The sequence below is a fragment of the Klebsiella sp. genome, assembly GCF_027492335.1.
GTDB lineage: Bacteria > Pseudomonadota > Gammaproteobacteria > Enterobacterales > Enterobacteriaceae > Klebsiella > Klebsiella huaxiensis.
Map to the genome: position 1 here is coordinate 1 of NZ_JAPUEW010000077.1, position 17,092 is coordinate 17,092.

Below are 17,092 nucleotides of genomic sequence, written 5' to 3' on the forward strand. Positions count from 1 at the left end.
GCCAGGTAAGAGAGGATGGAGATGTTCTGTGCTTTTGCTTCCGCCAGGTTTTCCGGAGAGAGGCTCAGCACGCAGCTGAACACGAAGAACATAACGGTCAGCACCATCATGATGTGGGCAAAGCCCAGGATACGGGAACACTTACTCTCAGCGTCCTGACCGTATTCTTCACGTTTTGCCACCGCAAAAGAGGAGATGATCGGCGAATGGTTGAAGGAGAAAACCATTACCGGGATAGCCAGCCACAGGGTCATCCACAGACCATTACCCGTTGCGGAAGCGCTGCTCAGCGACAGGGTATCCAGTACCGCACCATTCCATTGCGGGATCAAATAAAGCGCCAGCAGCATTAGCGCAAACACGAATGGAAATACCAGCACGCTCATGGCCTTAACAATCATTTTTTCGCCAAAGCGGACAATGCCCATCATGCCAATAATCAAAATCAGCGACAAAATAGCGCGCGGCGGAGACGCAAGGCCAAGCTGGTGAGTAATAAAGCTATCAACCGTGTTGGTAATTGCGACACTATAGACCAGCAGAATCGGATAAATAGCGAAGAAGTAGAGCAGCGTAATAAGCTTACCCGCACCAGTGCCGAAATGCTCTTCAACCACTTCGGTAATATCTTCACCCGGATTTTTGCCCGAGAGAACAAAACGGGTTAAACCACGGTGGGCAAAAAACGTCATAGGGAATGCGATAATTGCCATGATGATCAACGGAACTAAGCCCCCAACCCCGGCGTTAATCGGCAGGAAAAGTACCCCTGCGCCAATCGCAGTACCGTACAGACCCAGCATCCAGACGGTATCACTTTTTCTCCAGCCGCTGCTCTCGCGAGCAACGAGGGTATTTTGAACGGTTTCCATAGTATTGCCTCAGTAATATAGAGTAGTGTCAGATTTATTTGACTCTGATTCAGGTAATAAATATCCTGTGTTTATTTGGCTATTTTATTAAATACAACTAAGCTGATTCACTAACAGCGATCACATAACCTAATTTATAGAGAGGACTTTTAACGCATCAAAAATAGCACCAAATATTTAATATTTTTTAAAGTATCATTTTTAATACGTTATTATTTCACCAGTCGACCTCAGCCACCCATGTATTTATATATTTTAAGCCCAGAGATTATAAACAATGCTTGTCATACAATTAATAAAAAATCAAAAAACATTCTCGCTGATTTAAATATCTCAGATGACTGATGGCTACCAGACTGAGCAACCGTGGCAGGTTATCAGCCTTTGTTCCACACCAGGTGACACCGCAACGGCGTCCCGATGAGCCGTTATCACGCCAGGTTTCCGAGGAAATATCCGAATTTGAGCCTCTGCCAGTCCGGTAAACAGCATCAACATCGCCACGAGGGCAATGGACAGTAACCGTCGCCGCAGAAGCACCTTAAATAACTGAAGAATATAACAACATCCAACTATTTAAAGGCGCTACCGAAAAAACAATGTTGTGACTATCGCAAAAGAGAAATTATCTGCTTTATTTATAATTTAATATGCTAAATAATCTGTCAGGATTTATTACGCAGTAGAGGAATTGAAATGCGTTTCAGTACGATGCCCGACAGTGAAATTATTTCTGAATTGTGCCGCAGAATTAAAGAAACGCGTATACAGCTTGGGTTATCACAGATTGAGCTGGCCGAGCGCGCACAGGTCGGCGCGGCAACCATCAAACGCGTTGAATTAGGCGAGTCCGTTACTCTCAGTACGCTTATTGGTATTTTACGCGGTCTGGATCGTCTGCATCAGTTGGAGTCTATTTTATTCGATTCACACATTCGTACCTTTAACGCGCAAATCAATACCACGACACCTTCCCGTATCCGTATTCGGAAAAAAACACATCAGCCAAAAGAGAAATTTGCCGCGGCTGCACAGACCAACGAGGCAAATGCCACCATTAACGAATGGTACACCTCATCGGCCTCTCACAGCGTGGTGTGGTCTTTCCAGCCGTCTGACGCAGAGAAAAAAGGGTAGTCAGCTTTGGGGAGCGGTGCCGTTGCCAGCGCCAAATAGCTTTGATGTCCCTCCGGTATCATCCTTTCCAGAGAGGAAATAAAGGGCAACAGATTGCTTGAATCTGACCGAATAGTTTTTGTGTCCCATAAACAACAAACCCCTACTTGCTGGATATCCAACTTTCGGGGTTCACTTCAAGTATCAGCGGTTTTTCGTCGTCACTTCCAGATCAAATCGCCACAGGCGCTTTAATCCCCGGATGCGGGTCATAGCCTTCAATTTCGAAGTCCTCAAAACGGTAGTCGAAAATCGACGCCGGTTTGCGTTTGATGACCAGCTTCGGCAGCGCGCGTGGTTCTCGGCTCAGCTGCAGATGCGTCTGCTCCATATGGTTGCTGTACAGGTGAGTGTCGCCGCCGGTCCAGACAAAATCGCCTACTTCGAGGTCGCATTGCTGTGCGACCATATGCACCAGCAGCGCGTAGCTGGCGATATTGAACGGCAGGCCGAGGAACACGTCGCAAGAGCGCTGATACAGCTGGCAAGAGAGCTTGCCGTCCGCCACATAGAACTGGAAGAACGCGTGGCACGGGGCCAGCGCCATTTTATTCAGCTCACCGACGTTCCAGGCCGAGACGATGATACGGCGCGAATCCGGGTCGTTTTTCAGCTGTTCCATCACGGTGCTGATCTGGTCGATATGACGACCATCCGGCGCGGGCCAGGAACGCCACTGCTTGCCGTAGACCGGCCCCAGATCGCCGTTTTCATCCGCCCACTCGTCCCAGATGGTGACGTTGTTTTCGCGCAAATACGCAATGTTAGTGTCACCTTGCAGGAACCACAGCAGTTCATGGATGATGGAGCGTAAATGACAGCGCTTGGTCGTCACCAACGGGAATCCTTCCTGCAGGTTAAAACGCATCTGGTGGCCGAAAATAGAGACGGTGCCGGTACCGGTGCGGTCATTTTTTTGCGTGCCCTCGTCGAGCACTTTCTGCATCAAATCAAGATACTGTTTCATGGTTCCTCAAGAGTTTTGTTGCTGCGGACGACAACGGTACGCCCAGACCATCATTATGATACCCGCAAGCACCATCGGGATGGAAAGAATCTGCCCCATGCTGATGTACTGCACCCAACCGCCAGTGAACTGCGCGTCAGGCTGGCGGAAGAATTCCACGATGATGCGGAACAGGCCGTAGCCAATCAGGAACAGGCCAGAGACCGAACCGGTTGGGCGCGGTTTGCGGATAAACAAGTTCAGGATCAGGAACAGCACCACGCCTTCCAGCGCCATTTCATAGAGCTGCGAAGCGTGGCGCGGCAGCGCACCGTAAGTGTCAAATAGCGATTGCCACTCGGGATGCGACGGCAGCAGCGCCATATCTTCCGCACGAGAGCCAGGGAAAATCATCGTATAGTGGAAGCTTGGATCGACGCGGCCCCACAGTTCGCCATTGATAAAGTTGCCCAAGCGCCCGGCGCCGAGGCCAAACGGAATCAGCGGCGCAATAAAATCGGATACCTGGAAAAAGGTGCGCTTGGTGCGTTTGGCAAAGATGATCATCACCAGAATCACGCCGATCAGACCGCCGTGGAAGGACATGCCGCCGTCCCATACGCGGAACAGATAGAGCGGATCGTCGAGGAATACCGGCAGGTTATAGAAAAATACATAACCGATACGACCTCCGAGGAAGACCCCGAGGAACCCGGCATACAGCAGGTTTTCAACTTCGTTTTTCGTCCAACCGCTGCCCGGACGATTGGCCCGACGGGTGGCCAACCACATCGCAAAAATAAACCCAACCAGGTACATCATGCCGTACCAGTGGAGGGCGAGCGGTCCAATGGAAAATATTACCGGATCAAACTCCGGAAAATGCAGGTAGCCACTATTCATCTGTCACCATAAACACTTGTTATTCCGCCGAAAGTGGACAGCGGTTATCGTTCGCGCCCGCCAAAAACGGACGCTCCAAAGGCTGCGAATGATAGCATAAGCGTTAAGGACGATCCGCGCCGGACATGTAAAAGATATGTATACGAATGCGAATACGTAGCTGAGCATTCCCGGAGGCGGCGCGCTGCGCCTGTCCGGGCTACCCAACCCGCAAACTGTAGCCCCCGCTAGCGGCCACCGCGAATCAGACCGCCGAGACCGCGTCTCTCCATAAAGGCGGCAACCTGGTGGCGAACTTCCGCAGTCATTTGCGCTTCCAGACTGCGGTGGGAAAGCTCCTGAGCTTCATTGATATCAATGCGTCGCAGCAGGTATTTCACCCTCGCTACCGAACGACCGTTCATCGACAGATGGCGATAACCAAGACCAATCAGGATCGTCACGCACATCGGATCACCCGCCATTTCCCCGCAAAGACGCAGGTCGATACCAAAACGCTCGGCATCACGGGCAATCATCGCCAGCGCCCGCAGTACCGCCGGGTGCAGGCTGTCGTACATACTGGCAACTCGGGTATTGTTACGATCCACAGCGAGAAGATACTGCGTCAGGTCATTAGTGCCAACGGAGATAAAATCAACGCGGCTGGCCAGTTGCGGCAGCATAAAGACCATCGAAGGCACTTCCAGCATCACGCCAAGACGCGGACGTGGAATGGCATAACCGATCATCTCTTCCACTTCACGGCTGGCGCGATCGATAAGACGGCGGGCCTCATCCACTTCATCCAGGCTAGTGACCATCGGTAGCAAAATGCTGAGATTGCCGGTCGCCGCGTTGGCACGCAGCATCGCGCGCACCTGAACCAGAAAGATCTCCGGCTGATCGAGCGTGATCCGAATGCCACGCCAGCCAAGGCACGGATTTTCTTCGCTAATCGGCATATATGGCAGCTGTTTATCCGCCCCGATATCCAGCGTGCGTAGGGTCACCGATTTCTCGTTGAACATCTGCAACATACCCTGATACTGCGCAACCTGCTCCTCTTCAGAGGGGAAGCCGCTTTGCAGCATAAAGGGGATTTCGGTGCGATACAGACCAATGCCGTCGACAAAATTGCCCAGTTTTTCTTCGTGCTCAGGGCTCAGGCCCGCGTTGAGCATCACTTTTACCCGCTCACCGCTTTTCAGTTCGGATGCGCGTTCGAGATCGTCTTCCGCCAGGCGACTGAGCTCGTTTTCTTCGCTGATCAGGCGCTGATACTCTTGCAGCAGCACCGGCTCCGGGTCAACCAGCAGCTCGCCGCGATAGCCGTCGACGATCAGGGTATGTCCGTGCAGCAGCGAAGGCTGAATATCCGCCCCCATCACCGTCGGAATGCCCAGCGCACGGACCATAATCGCAGCATGTGAGTTCGCCGCGCCGTCGCGAACGACCACGCCCGCTAAACGCTCCTGGGGGACTTCCGCCAGAGTCGCCGCCGACAGCTCATCGGCCACCAGCACAATGCGCTCTGGCCAGGTATTCGGACCTTGAATGCTGTCATCAAGATGGAAAAGCAGCCGCTGGCCTAGCGTACGCAGATCGCCCGCGCGCTCTTTCAGATAGCCATCGCTGAGCGCGGCAAACTGTTCGGCAAACTTCTCAATAATCTTCTTCACCGCCCATTCAGCTACCGCACCCTGATCGACTTCGGCGAACAGCTCACGGCGCAAACGCGCATCAGAAAGCAGATGTGAATAGAGGTCAAAGATTGCCGCGGTCTCTTTTTGCGCCCCGGCAGAATAGCGTTTGCTGTAGCGGCGAAATTCATTGGCCGCCTCTTCCAGCGCACCGGTCAATCGTTCGCGCTCTGAAGCGGTATCAAGCGTCGAGGCTTCGTAGACCTGCTCCATCAACGGCAGGCTGACGTCCATCCAGCCTTCGGCAATTGCGACGCCTGATGAAGCGGGCAGCGCGCGAATGCGGGTCTGACGATATTGACCGAACAACGCGGTCAGCTGAGACTGAGAGAGAATGCCGGCGATTTGCGTGGCCAGAGTGACAAGAAAAGACTCTTCGCTTTCATCGAACTGACGCAGCTCGCGCTGCTGCACTACCAGTACCCCCAGCAGTTGACGTCGCTGGATGATCGGAACACCAAGGAAGGCGCGAAAACGGCCCTCTTTTACCGCAGGAATATATTTAAAGCTGGGGTGCTTTTGCGCGTCGGCAAGGTTAATAGGTTCCGCCAGGCGACCAACCAGACCAACCAGGCCTTCATCAAAAGCGAGCGCAACAATGCGCCCGCGGGGCTTTTTCAACCCGCGAGTCGCCATCAGGTAATAGCAGCGTCGGTCGTTGTCAGCCAGATAAACCGAACAGACTTCCGTCTCCATCGCGGCGCAGATATCGGTTACCAGGATATCCAGCGCCTCGTTTAAACGCGGCGCACTCGCGACCTTCTCGACTATTTCTCGCAACCGAGTGAGCATAATGTGCGTGGCTTAACCTCTTTTACGTCGATATGCAGGCGCGCTTTGCGGCTTAGGCGCGCTCTCCGCTAGCGCCATAGTGACGCTGGCAAACTCTTTCATCACCCGGCGGTAAACGTCGCGTTTAAACGACACCACCTGGCGCACCGGGTACCAGTAACTTACCCATCGCCAGCCATCAAACTCAGGTGTACTGCTGGTTTGCATATTGACATCCGCATCACTGCCGATCAATTGCAGGAGAAACCACTTCTGTTTCTGGCCGATACATACCGGCTTTGTGTCCCAACGCACCAAACGCTTAGGTAATTTGTAACGCAACCAGTTACGGGTTGAAGCCAGGATCCGCACATCTTTGCGGCTTAACCCAACTTCTTCAAACAATTCCCGATACATCGCTTGCTCTGCTGATTCTCCTGGATTAATGCCCCCTTGCGGGAACTGCCACGAGTGCTGACCATAGCGCCTGGCCCACATGACCTGGCCCTGGCGATTACAGATTACAATGCCGACATTTGGGCGGTAGCCATCGTCATCAATCACCGGACTACCTCAAAATAAGCTTCAATGTGAATGATTGTTTCACACTCGCTGGAAACGGTAAACCACTCTGTTAGCACGATGAGATCGAATAACATTTGAATAACTCACAGTAATACCCCGAGTTATAAACAGCAACAGCCATCACCGGACGATTTTATTCACTTTTTCTGTGGATAGAGTTGTGAAGAAGTATGGAATTAACCAGGGAAAACCCGGAGTAATCTGAACAGCGTAGTGATAACAAGAATAAACAATGACATATTTTTCATAAAGTTATAATGAAAAACTTTCATAAACCATAGTATAACGTGATGATCATCACATATGAGATCCTGGAGCTGATGAAAGATCGAGCAATGCTGGTTTTATCCACAGCTTAAGCAAGCCAACTGAGCATATTTCGTCTAAAAACTCGATTTTACCCGCACGTCAAGGCTGTAAATGGAAACAGTAGTGGGGCTTTTCCCCAGTTATCCCAGTTTTCTGTGGATAACATGGTGTAAGATCCTGTTCATTGTCAGTGACCAGTTCTGGAAAACTCGTTTTAACAATTTTTAAAGCAGCAAAAAATAGGAAAAAAAGTCATACGAATCATCACATTGTCATACTTACCCCAGAAAAGGTAAACTCTATCCACAACAGACGAAATTACCGCTCACTTTTTAGACAGAGGTTTCATGTTATGCCGACCATTGCGCCGCTCCCATCACCACCGCAAAGCCAGGAGCAACTACTGGCCCAGGCGCAGCAGTTGGCAGGCTATTCGCTGGGGGAATTGGCCGCGCTTGCTGGAATCCCAACTCCGCGTGATTTAAAACGTGATAAAGGCTGGATCGGCATCCTGCTGGAAGTCTGGCTCGGCGCCAGCGCAGGCAGCAAGCCCGAACAGGATTTCGCCGCCCTTGGCGTCGAGCTAAAAACTATCCCTATTGATTCTTCAGGTCGCCCGCTGGAGACCACTTTCGTCTGCGTCGCGCCGCTCACTGGCAACAGCGGCGTCACCTGGGAGAGCAGCCACGTGCGCCATAAGCTCAAGCGCGTGCTGTGGGTGCCGGTAGAGGGTGAACGTACAATTCCGCTTGCCGATCGCCGCGTGGGCGCGCCGCTGCTGTGGAGTCCCAGCGAAGAAGAAGATCGCCAGCTGCGCATGGATTGGGAAGAGTTAATGGACCTGATCGTTCTTGGGCAGGTTGAACGCATCACCGCCCGCCACGGCGAGGTGCTGCAACTGCGTCCGAAAGCAGCAAATAGTAAAGCGCTAACCGAAGCCGTAGGCGCTCACGGTGAGCCGATTCTCACCTTACCGCGTGGTTTCTATCTAAAGAAAAATTTTACCGCCGTCCTGCTGGCCCGCCATTTCCTGCTCAGTCACGATTAATTTTTTGTTCTGCCGAAATGGTTGCATATAATTGCATCTTTCTATTTTGCAGGACTTTGAACGATGTTATTTGCATGGGTAACCGATCCTAACGCCTGGCTGGCGCTTGGTACGCTGACGCTGCTGGAGATAGTGCTCGGGATCGATAATATTATTTTCCTCTCTCTGGTTGTCGCAAAACTCCCTACCGCGCAACGGGCTCATGCCCGCCGCATCGGGTTAATGGGGGCGATGATCATGCGTCTGGCGCTGTTGGCGTCAATCGCATGGGTCGTCAAGCTCACCAATCCACTGTTTACTGTGTTCAGCCAGGAGGTCTCTTTTCGCGATCTGATTCTGCTGCTCGGCGGGCTGTTCCTTATCTGGAAAGCAAGTAAAGAGATTCACGAATCGATCGAAGGGGAAGAGGAAGGGCTGAAAACCAACGTCCATTCATTTATGGGCGCGATTGTGCAGATTATGCTGCTGGATATTATTTTCAGCCTCGATTCGGTGATCACCGCCGTTGGGCTGTCGGATCATCTGTTTATTATGATGGCTGCGGTCATTATCTCGGTGCTGGTGATGATGTTTGCCGCTCGTTCGATAGGCGATTTTGTTGACCGCCACCCTTCAGTCAAAATGCTGGCGCTGTCGTTTTTGATTCTCGTCGGCTTCACGCTGATGCTCGAAAGTTTCGACGTGCACGTGCCGAAAGGTTACATCTATTTCGCGATGTTCTTTTCCATTGCGGTTGAGAGCCTCAACCTGCTGCGAAATAAAAAAAACCCGCTGTAACCCGCTAAAATGCAGCCCTGAAACGGGCTGCAATCCTTTTTTAAGACTTAACTGCTTTTTATGTCTCACAAATCAGGCTATTAATATACTGGTACGAGGTGCGGCCATAAATAATAGAGGTAACAACAATGAAAAAATGGGCAGTATTGATTTCCGCCGTAGGACTGGCGTTCTCGGTTTCCGGTTGCAGCAGCGATTACGTGATGGCGACTAAAGACGGTCGTATGATTCTGACTGATGGTAAACCCACAGTAGATGATGATACCGGCCTAATCAGCTACGAAGATCAGCAAGGTAACAAAATGCAGATCAATCGTGATGACGTTTCCCAGATTATTAAACGTTAAGATATTTCGTTGACCAGCAGGTTGTCATTCATCGCGTGGCAGCGCTGCCTCTTCAACATCCTTCAGTTTTCAAAAAAGAGTCGGGAAAATCTGATGCATCCGCAAGGATAAATCAGGCTACGTTTCGCAAGCCCGGCTTTTTTGATCTTTTTACTTCCTCTTTTTCTCCCCCTCTGCCATTTTTATATTCCTTTGTCGGGGAACGCCTGACCTTGTAGATAAAAAAGGAAGCTGGCTATGCAGTATCACCGTATCCCACACAGTTCTCTTGAAATCAGCACGCTGGGGCTGGGCACAATGACGTTTGGTGAGCAGAATAGCGAGGCCGACGCACACGAGCAGCTCGATTACGCCGTCAGTCAGGGTATCAATCTGATTGATGTCGCTGAAATGTATCCCGTCCCGCCTCGCCCGGAAACCCAGGGCCTGACGGAAACCTACGTCGGTAACTGGCTGGCTAAGCGCGGCAATCGCGAGAAGCTGGTTATCGCCTCTAAAGTTAGCGGCCCTTCTCGCAACAACGACAGCAGCATTCGTCCTGACCATAAGCTGGATCGTAAAAACATCCGCGAGGCGCTACACGACAGCCTGAAGCGCCTGCAAACCGATTACCTCGACCTCTATCAGGTCCACTGGCCACAGCGCCCAACCAACTGTTTTGGCAAGCTGGGCTATACCTGGGCCGACTCCGCTCCGGTCGTTACTCTATTGGATACGCTGGAGGCGCTCGCTGAGTTCCAGCGCGCCGGGAAGATTCGCTATATCGGCGTTTCTAACGAAACGGCGTTTGGTGTGATGCGTTATCTGCACCTGGCTGACAAACACGACCTGCCGCGCATTGTAACCATCCAGAATCCGTACAGTCTGGTGAACCGCAGCTATGAAGTGGGCCTGGCGGAAGTGAGTCAATATGAAGGTGTCGAGCTGCTGGCTTATTCCTGTCTGGCGTTCGGTACGCTGACCGGGAAATACCTTAATGGCGCGAAACCGGCCGGAGCGCGCAATACGCTGTTCAGCCGCTTTACGCGCTATAGCGGAGAGCAGACGCAGAAAGCGGTGGCAGCCTATGTCGATATCGCTAAGCGTCACAATATTGACCCGGCACAGATGGCGCTGGCCTTCGTGCGTCGCCAACCGTTTGTCGCCAGCACCCTGCTTGGGGCGACGACCATGGATCAGCTTAAGACTAACGTCGAGAGCCTCCATCTGGAGCTGAGCGAAGAGGTATTAGCGGAGATTGAAGCGGTGCATCAGGTTTATACCTACCCGGCACCGTAAGACAGGAAAGCCCCGGGTCGCGGCATAAAAGCCTTACCCGGGCTAAAAATTCCAGAACCGCGCAGGTCTCTTTCCCGGAGGCAATGCGACGCATCTGTCCGGGCAACAAACTGAATGGACTTGTAGCCCGGACAGGCGCAATGCGCCGCCTCCGGGAAAATACCAGTTCAGCGCCACCGAGAGATTATTTGCGCCGTCCCCAAATCCACAGAGCGGCGATAGCCAGGGCAAACACCGCGCCGAAGCCAATCCCTACGCCGACAACCGGAATACCGATGCTCACCGCCAGGGAATAGAGGCCCAGCATCAGCAGCATCGCCACGTTTTCGCCGAGGTTCTGCACCGCAATCGCGTTACCTGCGCCAACCGTATGTTTACCTCGCTCCTGGAGCAGCGCATTCAACGGTACGATAAAGAAACCGCCGAACGCGCCGAGCAGCAACAGCAAGCCAAACGCCGGTAACAAGGCGTGTTGAATGGCAAAGAAAACCACGACTACGCCAATTAAGAATCCGGCAGGCAGGCAGCGGGACACCGTTTCCAGCGTCACCAGCTTCGCCGCTGCACCGGCACCCAGCACAATCCCTACTGCCACCATCGCGTTGAGATAAGTCGGCATCGCGTTGCTGGTAATACCCAACGCCACCGGCACCCACAGCACCAGCAGGAAGCGAAGCGTGACGCCCGCGCCCCAGAACAGGCTGGTTCCCACCAGTGAAAAACGGGTCTCGCTGTTACGCCATAGCGTGGTGCAAGCGCTAAAGAAACTGTGAGTCATCGGCTTAAAGCGCCATGACTGCCCCGGACGCGCCGCGGGCAGCTTCGGGATCCACAGGTTGGCCACCACCGCTCCGGCATACACCACCGCACAGACGCTGAGCGCCGCAACAACATGCCAGTCCGCCAGAACACCGCCAGCCATTGAGCCAAGCAGTATCGCCGCAATCGTTGACGACTCCATCAAGCCGTTAGCTTTCACTAACTTATCACCGGTCGTCAGCTCGCCGAGGATACCGTATTTGGCCGGAGAATAGGCGGCAGCGCCAATGCCCACTAGCGTGTAGCCAATAAACGGGTTCACGCCGAAGCAGATGCAGCCTGCGCCGATAAGCTTCAGTCCGTTAGCGACCATCATCACCCGCCCTTTAGCGAAGCTATCGGCAAACTGCCCGACAAATGGTGCGAAAAGAATGTAAGCGCCCACAAACAGCATCTGCAATACCGGCTGACTCCACTCCGGGTAGAACAGCTGCTTCATCAGCGCCAGGGTAGCGAACAGCAGCGCGTTATCGCCAAATGCCGAGAGAAACTGGGCGCAGATAACCGCCACCATCCCTTTCGAGTACAGCGAATTGTTAGTGTGTACTGACTCACTCATGGGAATGTTCCGTCTGTTCTACCATGCCTTTGAGGGTGACAAAGTCCGGCTTGCCGCTGCCCAATAACGGGAGCTGCTTAAGCCAGCGAATGTCGCGCGGTACCGCCAGCTCCGGCACGCCGTGTTCACGGGCATAGCGCAGCAGTTTTTCACGATTCAGTTCATTATCGGTGGTAAACAGCACCAGCGCCTCGCCCTTGCTGGCATCTTGTTTAATCGCCGTGCCATGCATTTTGTCCGGCGAAATCGCCAGCGCCAGCTGCTCGACCATCTCCAGCGACACCATCTCACCGGCGATTTTGGCAAAGCGCTTGGCACGGCCCTGAATTCGCACATAGCCTTGCTCATCAAAGACGACGATATCCCCGGTGTCATACCAGCCGGTTTCCACTTCGCCGTGCTGATTTTCCGCCGTCGGTGCTTCCAGCACGCCAGGGTTTTCTACCCGCAGATAGCCTTTCATGATATTCGGGCCTCTGAGCTGTAAACGGCCCCCCTCTTCAATACCAGGCATCGCCAGCAGACGGGCGTCCATGCCAGGCAGAATACGGCCAACGGTGCCCACTTTCGCCGCCATTGGCACGTTAATCGATACGACCGGCGCGCATTCGGTGACACCGTAGCCTTCAAGAATGCGCAGGCCGAACTTGTCCTGCCAGATCTGCTTCGTGCTCTCCTGCAGCTTCTCTGCCCCAGCGACAACGTAACGCAGGCGATAAAAATCATAGGGGTTGGCAAAGCGCGCGTAGTTGGCCAGGAAGGTCGAGGTTCCGAACAGCACCGTACAGTTGCGGTCGTACACCAGCTCCGGCACCACGCGATAATGCAGCGGGCTGGGATAGAGAAAGACTTCTGCGCCGGTAAACAACGGCGTCAGCAAACCTACCGTCAGACCAAATGAGTGGAACAGCGGCAATGCCGACATAAAGCGGTCGTTGGCGGTAAAGTCAGCGATGGTTTTAATCTGCTCAACGTTGGCCAGCAGGCTCTTGTGGCTATGCACCACCCCTTTAGGGTTGCCTTCCGAGCCAGAGGTAAACAGAACCATCGCCGCGTCTTCCGGCTGCTGCTTAACCTGCGCCAGCTTCGGCATCAGCAAACGACTGAAAATCCACAGCTTATCGGCAGCAGTGACGTCACCTTTTAAATCTTCGAGGAATACCCAGCGCACCTGAGTCAGTTGCTCCGGCAGATGCCAGAGTTTGCCTTTGTCGAGGAAGGTACGAGAGGTAAATATGGTTTTAATTTCCGCAGCGGTAATCGCGCTGCTCAGGCCTTTTATCCCGGCGGTGTAGTTCATCATCGCCGGAATGCGCCCACGGGCAATCGCGCCAAAAATCACCGCCGCGCTAATCCCGGCATTCGGTAACATCAGGCCGATTTTTTCGCCCTGCGCGCTGTATTTTTCCAGAATACGCGCCACAAACAGCGTTTTGGTCAGCAGCTTACGGTAGGTGTCCGGCTGAAAATTAATATCTTCCACGCAGTTTTTTCGCGCACCGTAACGGTCCTGAGCCGCCAGCAGCGCCTCATACAACGTTTCGCGCGGGCGCACCGCCATCCGCGCTTCCATCATGATTTGATGCAGCATTTCACCGGCAATTTTACGCCGGTCGCGGGCGCGCGGCGCATCCGGCATCACCAGATGCGTCGGCGGCAACACATGCAGTTGAATACGCGGGAACCAACGGCGCTTAACCAGCCCCTTCAGGCGGCTAAAGGGCGTAAGTTCTGCGCCTTCGATTCGCAGCGGTACAATGGTTGCCTGCGACTTCGCCGCCACAAAGGCCGCGCCGTCATAAATTTTCATCAACGAGCCGCTCACCGAGATCCGCCCTTCCGGGAAAATCACCACCGGACGCCCCTGTTCAATCAGGCGCACCAGATGCTTGATTGACATCGGTTTGGTCGGGTCCAACGGGACGAAATCGATAATCGGCTTTAGCGCACGCATAAACCAGCGATCGGTAATCGAGGAGTACACCGCAAAGACGGGGCGCACTGGCAAGAAGAGCGCCAGCAGTACGCCATCAAGAAATGAGACGTGGTTTGGCGTAATCAGTACCTTTTGCTGGTACAGCGCCTGCGTGTCACCGGTTAGCTTTACCCGGTACAATCCTTTGAATAGCAGTCTAAAAAATCCTAAAAGCATAACAACTCCGTTTGACCGGTTAATCAGTCAAAGCAGGTTACACGAGAAGGCATGGAAAATGCAGTATAGGTAGCGGAATTCAGAGCAAAAAAAACCTGCGCATCTGCGCAGGTCGGTGCAAGATAATCAGTACGAAAAGCGTACTTAAAAAACTCACCTATCAATACCTCTGGGATCCTGATTGTCTCGTTTTTTCACCCGCCGATACCAGTCATAAAACGCAAGGGAATGAGCCTAAGTGCAACCAGTTATTGCTATTTTCGGTAACTGTAACAATGGCTAACGGCGGGCAAAAAAAAACCTGCGCATCTGCGCAGGCTGGTGTAATTAGAGTAGTCAACCTGAAGTCGACTCCACCTATCAATACCTCTGGGACAACCAGAATATCAATGCCCTGAATGGGTAAACCAGCGAACATTCGCAACAGCCAATCGCAAAGTGTAAGCAAAGGTGTGAATTATCCCTTCCTGTATCATTCGTCAGAATGCCTGTGGGTAACTTTTTCACCAGCAAGGCTAATCTGCATCACAATTGCGCTAACCCAATAGTACCCAGCCTTGAATCTGCCGCACTTTCCCGTAACATAACCGATATGTAAGCGTTTACCCTAAAAGGCCTGGTATGGCGACTATAAAGGATGTAGCCCGACTCGCAGGAGTTTCTGTCGCTACCGTCTCCCGCGTTATCAACAACTCACCAAAAGCCAGCGAAGCCTCTCGCCAGTCGGTAGGCGCGGCAATGGAAACGTTAAATTATCATCCCAACGCCAATGCCCGCGCGCTGGCGCAGCAGTCAACGGAAACCGTCGGCCTGGTGGTGGGCGATGTTTCCGACCCCTTCTTCGGCGCGATGGTCAAAGCTGTCGAACAGGTGGCCTACAATACCGGCAATTTTTTGCTGATCGGTAACGGCTATCACAGCGTCCATAAAGAGCGCCAGGCAATTGAACAACTGATTCGCCATCGTTGTGCCGCGCTGGTGGTTCACGCCAAAATCATCCCTGATGACGAACTGGCCTCGCTGATGAAACAAATCCCCGGCATGGTATTAATCAACCGTATTTTACCCGGTTTCGAGCAGCGCTGCGTAGCGTTGGATGACCGCTACGGCGCATGGCTGGCGACCCGTCATCTGATTCAACAAGGGCACACGCGCATTGGCTACCTGTGTTCCAACCACGCCATTTCTGATGCCGAAGATCGCCTGCAAGGGTATTACGATGCCTTAAAAGAGAGCGGTCTGCCGTGCAACGACCGGCTGGTGACGTTTGCTGAACCCGACGAAAGCGGCGGCGAGCAGGCGATGACCGAGCTACTCGGGCGCGGAAGAAACTTTACCGCCGTGGCCTGCTATAACGACTCAATGGCCGCCGGTGCGATGGGCGTGTTAAACGATAACGGTATTGATGTACCGCGTGAGATTTCGCTGATTGGCTTTGATGATGTGCTGATTTCACGCTACGTGCGCCCGCGTCTGACCACCGTGCGCTATCCGATAGTGACCATGGCGACTCAGGCTGCCGAACTGGCGCTAGCGCTGGCGGAACATCGTCCAGCACCGGAAATTACCCACCTTTTCAGCCCGACGCTGGTCCGCCGTCATTCGGTGATCGCGCCGCTTGATGGCGACAAATCGTAGCGGTATAAACTGACGGCGGTGGCCGGATAATCCAGGCCCTCGCCGATATATTGCCAGCCAAAACGCTCATAAAAATCGCGGCAAGCGGAATAGAGAAACAACTCGCAATAACCCAGCGTCCGGGCATATTCGATAACGTGCTGCTGTAGTTTTCCTGCCAACCCCTTCCCCCGCGCCTCTGGCGCAACGTACAGCGCCGCCATCCACGGATACAGGTCCTGACGGCTGATTAAATCGCAGCGCCACAGGCCAACGGTTCCCAGCAGCGTCTCATTCTCAACGGCAATGAAGGTCACCGGAAGCGCCCCCGCCGTCTGGCTATGTTCAACAATACTGGCGAAGAACGCCTGCGGTAATGCGTCGCCGCCAAACGCCTGCCATAGCCATTCTGTCACCTTTGAAGCGTGCTGCGGCGCGGCGTAGAGCGGCTGAATAATCACACCAGCTTCCCCTGGAAAATAGGAACTGATTCAAACAGATAACCGTCAAAGTCCGGCGCGTCTTCATCGGAAAGCTCCAGCAGGCTGTTTTTCACATTTTCGAGATGCTGCCACATCGCCTGCCAGGCCCCCATTACGTCGCGACGGCGCAGGGCGGCGAGGAGCGTTTGCCGGTCGCCGAGCCACTTCAGGCGATACGCCCGACTGGCAATATGCACGTTGAACTGCTGCCACAGCGGGCTGCTGTCCATTTGCAGCCAGATGCGCTCAACCGTCGCCAGCAGCATTTGATTTTGCGTCGCCCCGGCCAGCACCAGGTGAAACAGTCGGGCGTTATCCTGGCTGGTATCGTTGGCGGCGATAGCCCGCTGCTCCTGTTCAATAATACGCTTCAGATTATCGATATCGGCGCGGGTAGCCATTTTGGCAGCAAAGGCGGCAATATTGCTCTCCAGCAGCTGGCGGGCCTGCAGAATTTCGAACGGCCCGACGTCGCTGCTCAGCATCTGCTCTTCCTCGCTATCGTCTTCGTGCGGGATGCGCATAACGTACACCCCGGAGCCCTGGCGAATATCGACAGTCCCCTGCAGCTCCAGCATCAGCAGCGCTTCACGCACGATGGTCCGGCTCACACCGTAGGTTTCGGCGATATTGCGTTCCGGCGGCAGGCGCGACCCGATGGGATAGCGCCCCTGCGCAATCTGTGCGCGTAAATCATCACCAATTTCCTGGTAGGGTTTCTTTTCCGGCGGAATGATAGCCTTCTCCACAATATCACCTGTGCGTTATG

Annotated in this window: 15 protein-coding genes and 2 pseudogenes; 6 read left to right on the plus strand and 11 right to left on the minus strand. The window is 53.5% G+C overall.

Going from position 1 to position 17,092, the window contains the following annotated elements; all coding sequences use genetic code 11:
- Together QVF11_RS22865 and QVF11_RS28650 are read right to left on the minus strand one after the other, a co-directional pair.
- On the minus strand, positions 1-872 hold an 872-nt coding region (locus QVF11_RS22865), incomplete at its 3' end, for an aromatic amino acid transport family protein (RefSeq protein WP_287859430.1).
- A gap of 292 nt (positions 873-1,164) precedes the next feature.
- Positions 1,165-1,398, minus strand: a pseudogene (locus QVF11_RS28650) (hypothetical protein); the annotation flags it as partial.
- A 170-nt stretch (positions 1,399-1,568) separates the two neighbouring features.
- Between QVF11_RS28650 and QVF11_RS22870 the strand changes: the two are divergent.
- Positions 1,569-2,009 carry a helix-turn-helix domain-containing protein gene (locus QVF11_RS22870; protein ID WP_287859432.1) on the plus strand — a complete coding sequence of 147 codons (441 nt, stop codon included), beginning with the start codon at positions 1,569-1,571 and terminating at the stop codon, positions 2,007-2,009.
- Between the two features lie 211 nt (positions 2,010-2,220).
- On the opposite strand, the gene thyA is transcribed toward QVF11_RS22870, so the two are convergent.
- The 5 genes and pseudogenes from thyA to QVF11_RS22895 form a co-directional block, all read right to left on the minus strand.
- Positions 2,221-3,015 (minus strand): thymidylate synthase, encoded by a 795-nt coding sequence (gene thyA / locus QVF11_RS22875; RefSeq protein WP_287859434.1) that lies wholly within the window; start codon positions 3,013-3,015, stop codon positions 2,221-2,223.
- Positions 3,016-3,021: 6 nt separating this feature from the next.
- Positions 3,022-3,897 (minus strand): prolipoprotein diacylglyceryl transferase, encoded by an 876-nt coding sequence (lgt, locus tag QVF11_RS22880; protein WP_112213960.1) that lies wholly within the window; start codon positions 3,895-3,897, stop codon positions 3,022-3,024.
- 227 nt (positions 3,898-4,124) lie between these two features.
- Positions 4,125-6,371, minus strand: coding sequence for a phosphoenolpyruvate--protein phosphotransferase (gene ptsP / locus QVF11_RS22885; protein WP_181485015.1), 2,247 nt, complete (start codon positions 6,369-6,371; stop codon positions 4,125-4,127).
- Between the two features lie 12 nt (positions 6,372-6,383).
- A complete protein-coding gene (gene rppH / locus QVF11_RS22890; protein WP_112213962.1) occupies positions 6,384-6,914 on the minus strand; it encodes an RNA pyrophosphohydrolase in 531 nt (176 codons plus the stop codon).
- Between the two features lie 424 nt (positions 6,915-7,338).
- Positions 7,339-7,410: pseudogene (locus QVF11_RS22895) on the minus strand (hypothetical protein); the annotation flags it as partial.
- 186 nt (positions 7,411-7,596) lie between these two features.
- Between QVF11_RS22895 and mutH the strand changes: the two are divergent.
- The 4 genes from mutH (at position 7,597) to QVF11_RS22915 (ending at position 10,694) form a co-directional block, all read left to right on the plus strand.
- A complete protein-coding gene (mutH, locus tag QVF11_RS22900) occupies positions 7,597-8,292 on the plus strand; it encodes a DNA mismatch repair endonuclease MutH (protein ID WP_112213963.1) in 696 nt (231 codons plus the stop codon).
- Positions 8,293-8,355: 63 nt separating this feature from the next.
- Positions 8,356-9,069, plus strand: a complete 714-nt coding sequence (locus QVF11_RS22905; protein ID WP_112213964.1) for a TerC family protein — start codon at positions 8,356-8,358, stop codon at positions 9,067-9,069.
- A gap of 128 nt (positions 9,070-9,197) precedes the next feature.
- On the plus strand, positions 9,198-9,416 hold the full coding sequence (locus QVF11_RS22910) for a YgdI/YgdR family lipoprotein (RefSeq protein WP_002915974.1): 219 nt from the start codon (positions 9,198-9,200) through the stop codon (positions 9,414-9,416).
- Positions 9,417-9,653: 237 nt separating this feature from the next.
- Positions 9,654-10,694, plus strand: coding sequence for an NADP(H)-dependent aldo-keto reductase (locus tag QVF11_RS22915; RefSeq protein WP_142514592.1), 1,041 nt, complete (start codon positions 9,654-9,656; stop codon positions 10,692-10,694).
- A 184-nt stretch (positions 10,695-10,878) separates the two neighbouring features.
- Here QVF11_RS22915 and lplT read toward each other — a convergent pair whose 3' ends face one another.
- Together lplT and aas are read right to left on the minus strand one after the other, a co-directional pair.
- Positions 10,879-12,072 carry a lysophospholipid transporter LplT gene (lplT, locus tag QVF11_RS22920; RefSeq protein WP_112213966.1) on the minus strand — a complete coding sequence of 398 codons (1,194 nt, stop codon included), beginning with the start codon at positions 12,070-12,072 and terminating at the stop codon, positions 10,879-10,881.
- A complete protein-coding gene (gene aas, locus QVF11_RS22925; RefSeq protein ID WP_112213967.1) occupies positions 12,065-14,224 on the minus strand; it encodes a bifunctional acyl-ACP--phospholipid O-acyltransferase/long-chain-fatty-acid--ACP ligase in 2,160 nt (719 codons plus the stop codon). Before aas ends, lplT begins: the two co-directional genes overlap by 8 nt.
- A gap of 621 nt (positions 14,225-14,845) precedes the next feature.
- Here aas and galR point away from each other — a divergent pair.
- Positions 14,846-15,862, plus strand: a complete 1,017-nt coding sequence (gene galR / locus QVF11_RS22930; RefSeq protein WP_287859446.1) for an HTH-type transcriptional regulator GalR — start codon at positions 14,846-14,848, stop codon at positions 15,860-15,862.
- Here galR and QVF11_RS22935 read toward each other — a convergent pair.
- Both QVF11_RS22935 and QVF11_RS22940 read right to left on the minus strand, forming a co-directional pair.
- A complete protein-coding gene (locus QVF11_RS22935; RefSeq protein WP_287859449.1) occupies positions 15,823-16,302 on the minus strand; it encodes a GNAT family N-acetyltransferase in 480 nt (159 codons plus the stop codon). The genes galR and QVF11_RS22935 overlap by 40 nt on opposite strands.
- Positions 16,299-17,072, minus strand: a complete 774-nt coding sequence (locus QVF11_RS22940; protein ID WP_004105268.1) for a GntR family transcriptional regulator — start codon at positions 17,070-17,072, stop codon at positions 16,299-16,301. Before QVF11_RS22940 ends, QVF11_RS22935 begins: the two co-directional genes overlap by 4 nt.
- Between the last annotated feature and the right edge of the window lie 20 nt (positions 17,073-17,092).

Coding starts and splice junctions, on each gene's coding strand:
- galR (WP_287859446.1), top strand. CDS start 14,846: ATGGCGACTATAAAGGATGTAGCCCGACTCGCAGGAGTTTCTGTCGCT.
- QVF11_RS22870 (WP_287859432.1), top strand. CDS start 1,569: ATGCGTTTCAGTACGATGCCCGACAGTGAAATTATTTCTGAATTGTGC.
- aas (WP_112213967.1), bottom strand. CDS start 14,224: ATGCTTTTAGGATTTTTTAGACTGCTATTCAAAGGATTGTACCGGGTA.
- mutH (WP_112213963.1), top strand. CDS start 7,597: ATGCCGACCATTGCGCCGCTCCCATCACCACCGCAAAGCCAGGAGCAA.
- QVF11_RS22905 (WP_112213964.1), top strand. CDS start 8,356: ATGTTATTTGCATGGGTAACCGATCCTAACGCCTGGCTGGCGCTTGGT.
- QVF11_RS22915 (WP_142514592.1), top strand. CDS start 9,654: ATGCAGTATCACCGTATCCCACACAGTTCTCTTGAAATCAGCACGCTG.
- thyA (WP_287859434.1), bottom strand. CDS start 3,015: ATGAAACAGTATCTTGATTTGATGCAGAAAGTGCTCGACGAGGGCACG.
- lgt (WP_112213960.1), bottom strand. CDS start 3,897: ATGAATAGTGGCTACCTGCATTTTCCGGAGTTTGATCCGGTAATATTT.
- lplT (WP_112213966.1), bottom strand. CDS start 12,072: ATGAGTGAGTCAGTACACACTAACAATTCGCTGTACTCGAAAGGGATG.
- ptsP (WP_181485015.1), bottom strand. CDS start 6,371: ATGCTCACTCGGTTGCGAGAAATAGTCGAGAAGGTCGCGAGTGCGCCG.
- QVF11_RS22910 (WP_002915974.1), top strand. CDS start 9,198: ATGAAAAAATGGGCAGTATTGATTTCCGCCGTAGGACTGGCGTTCTCG.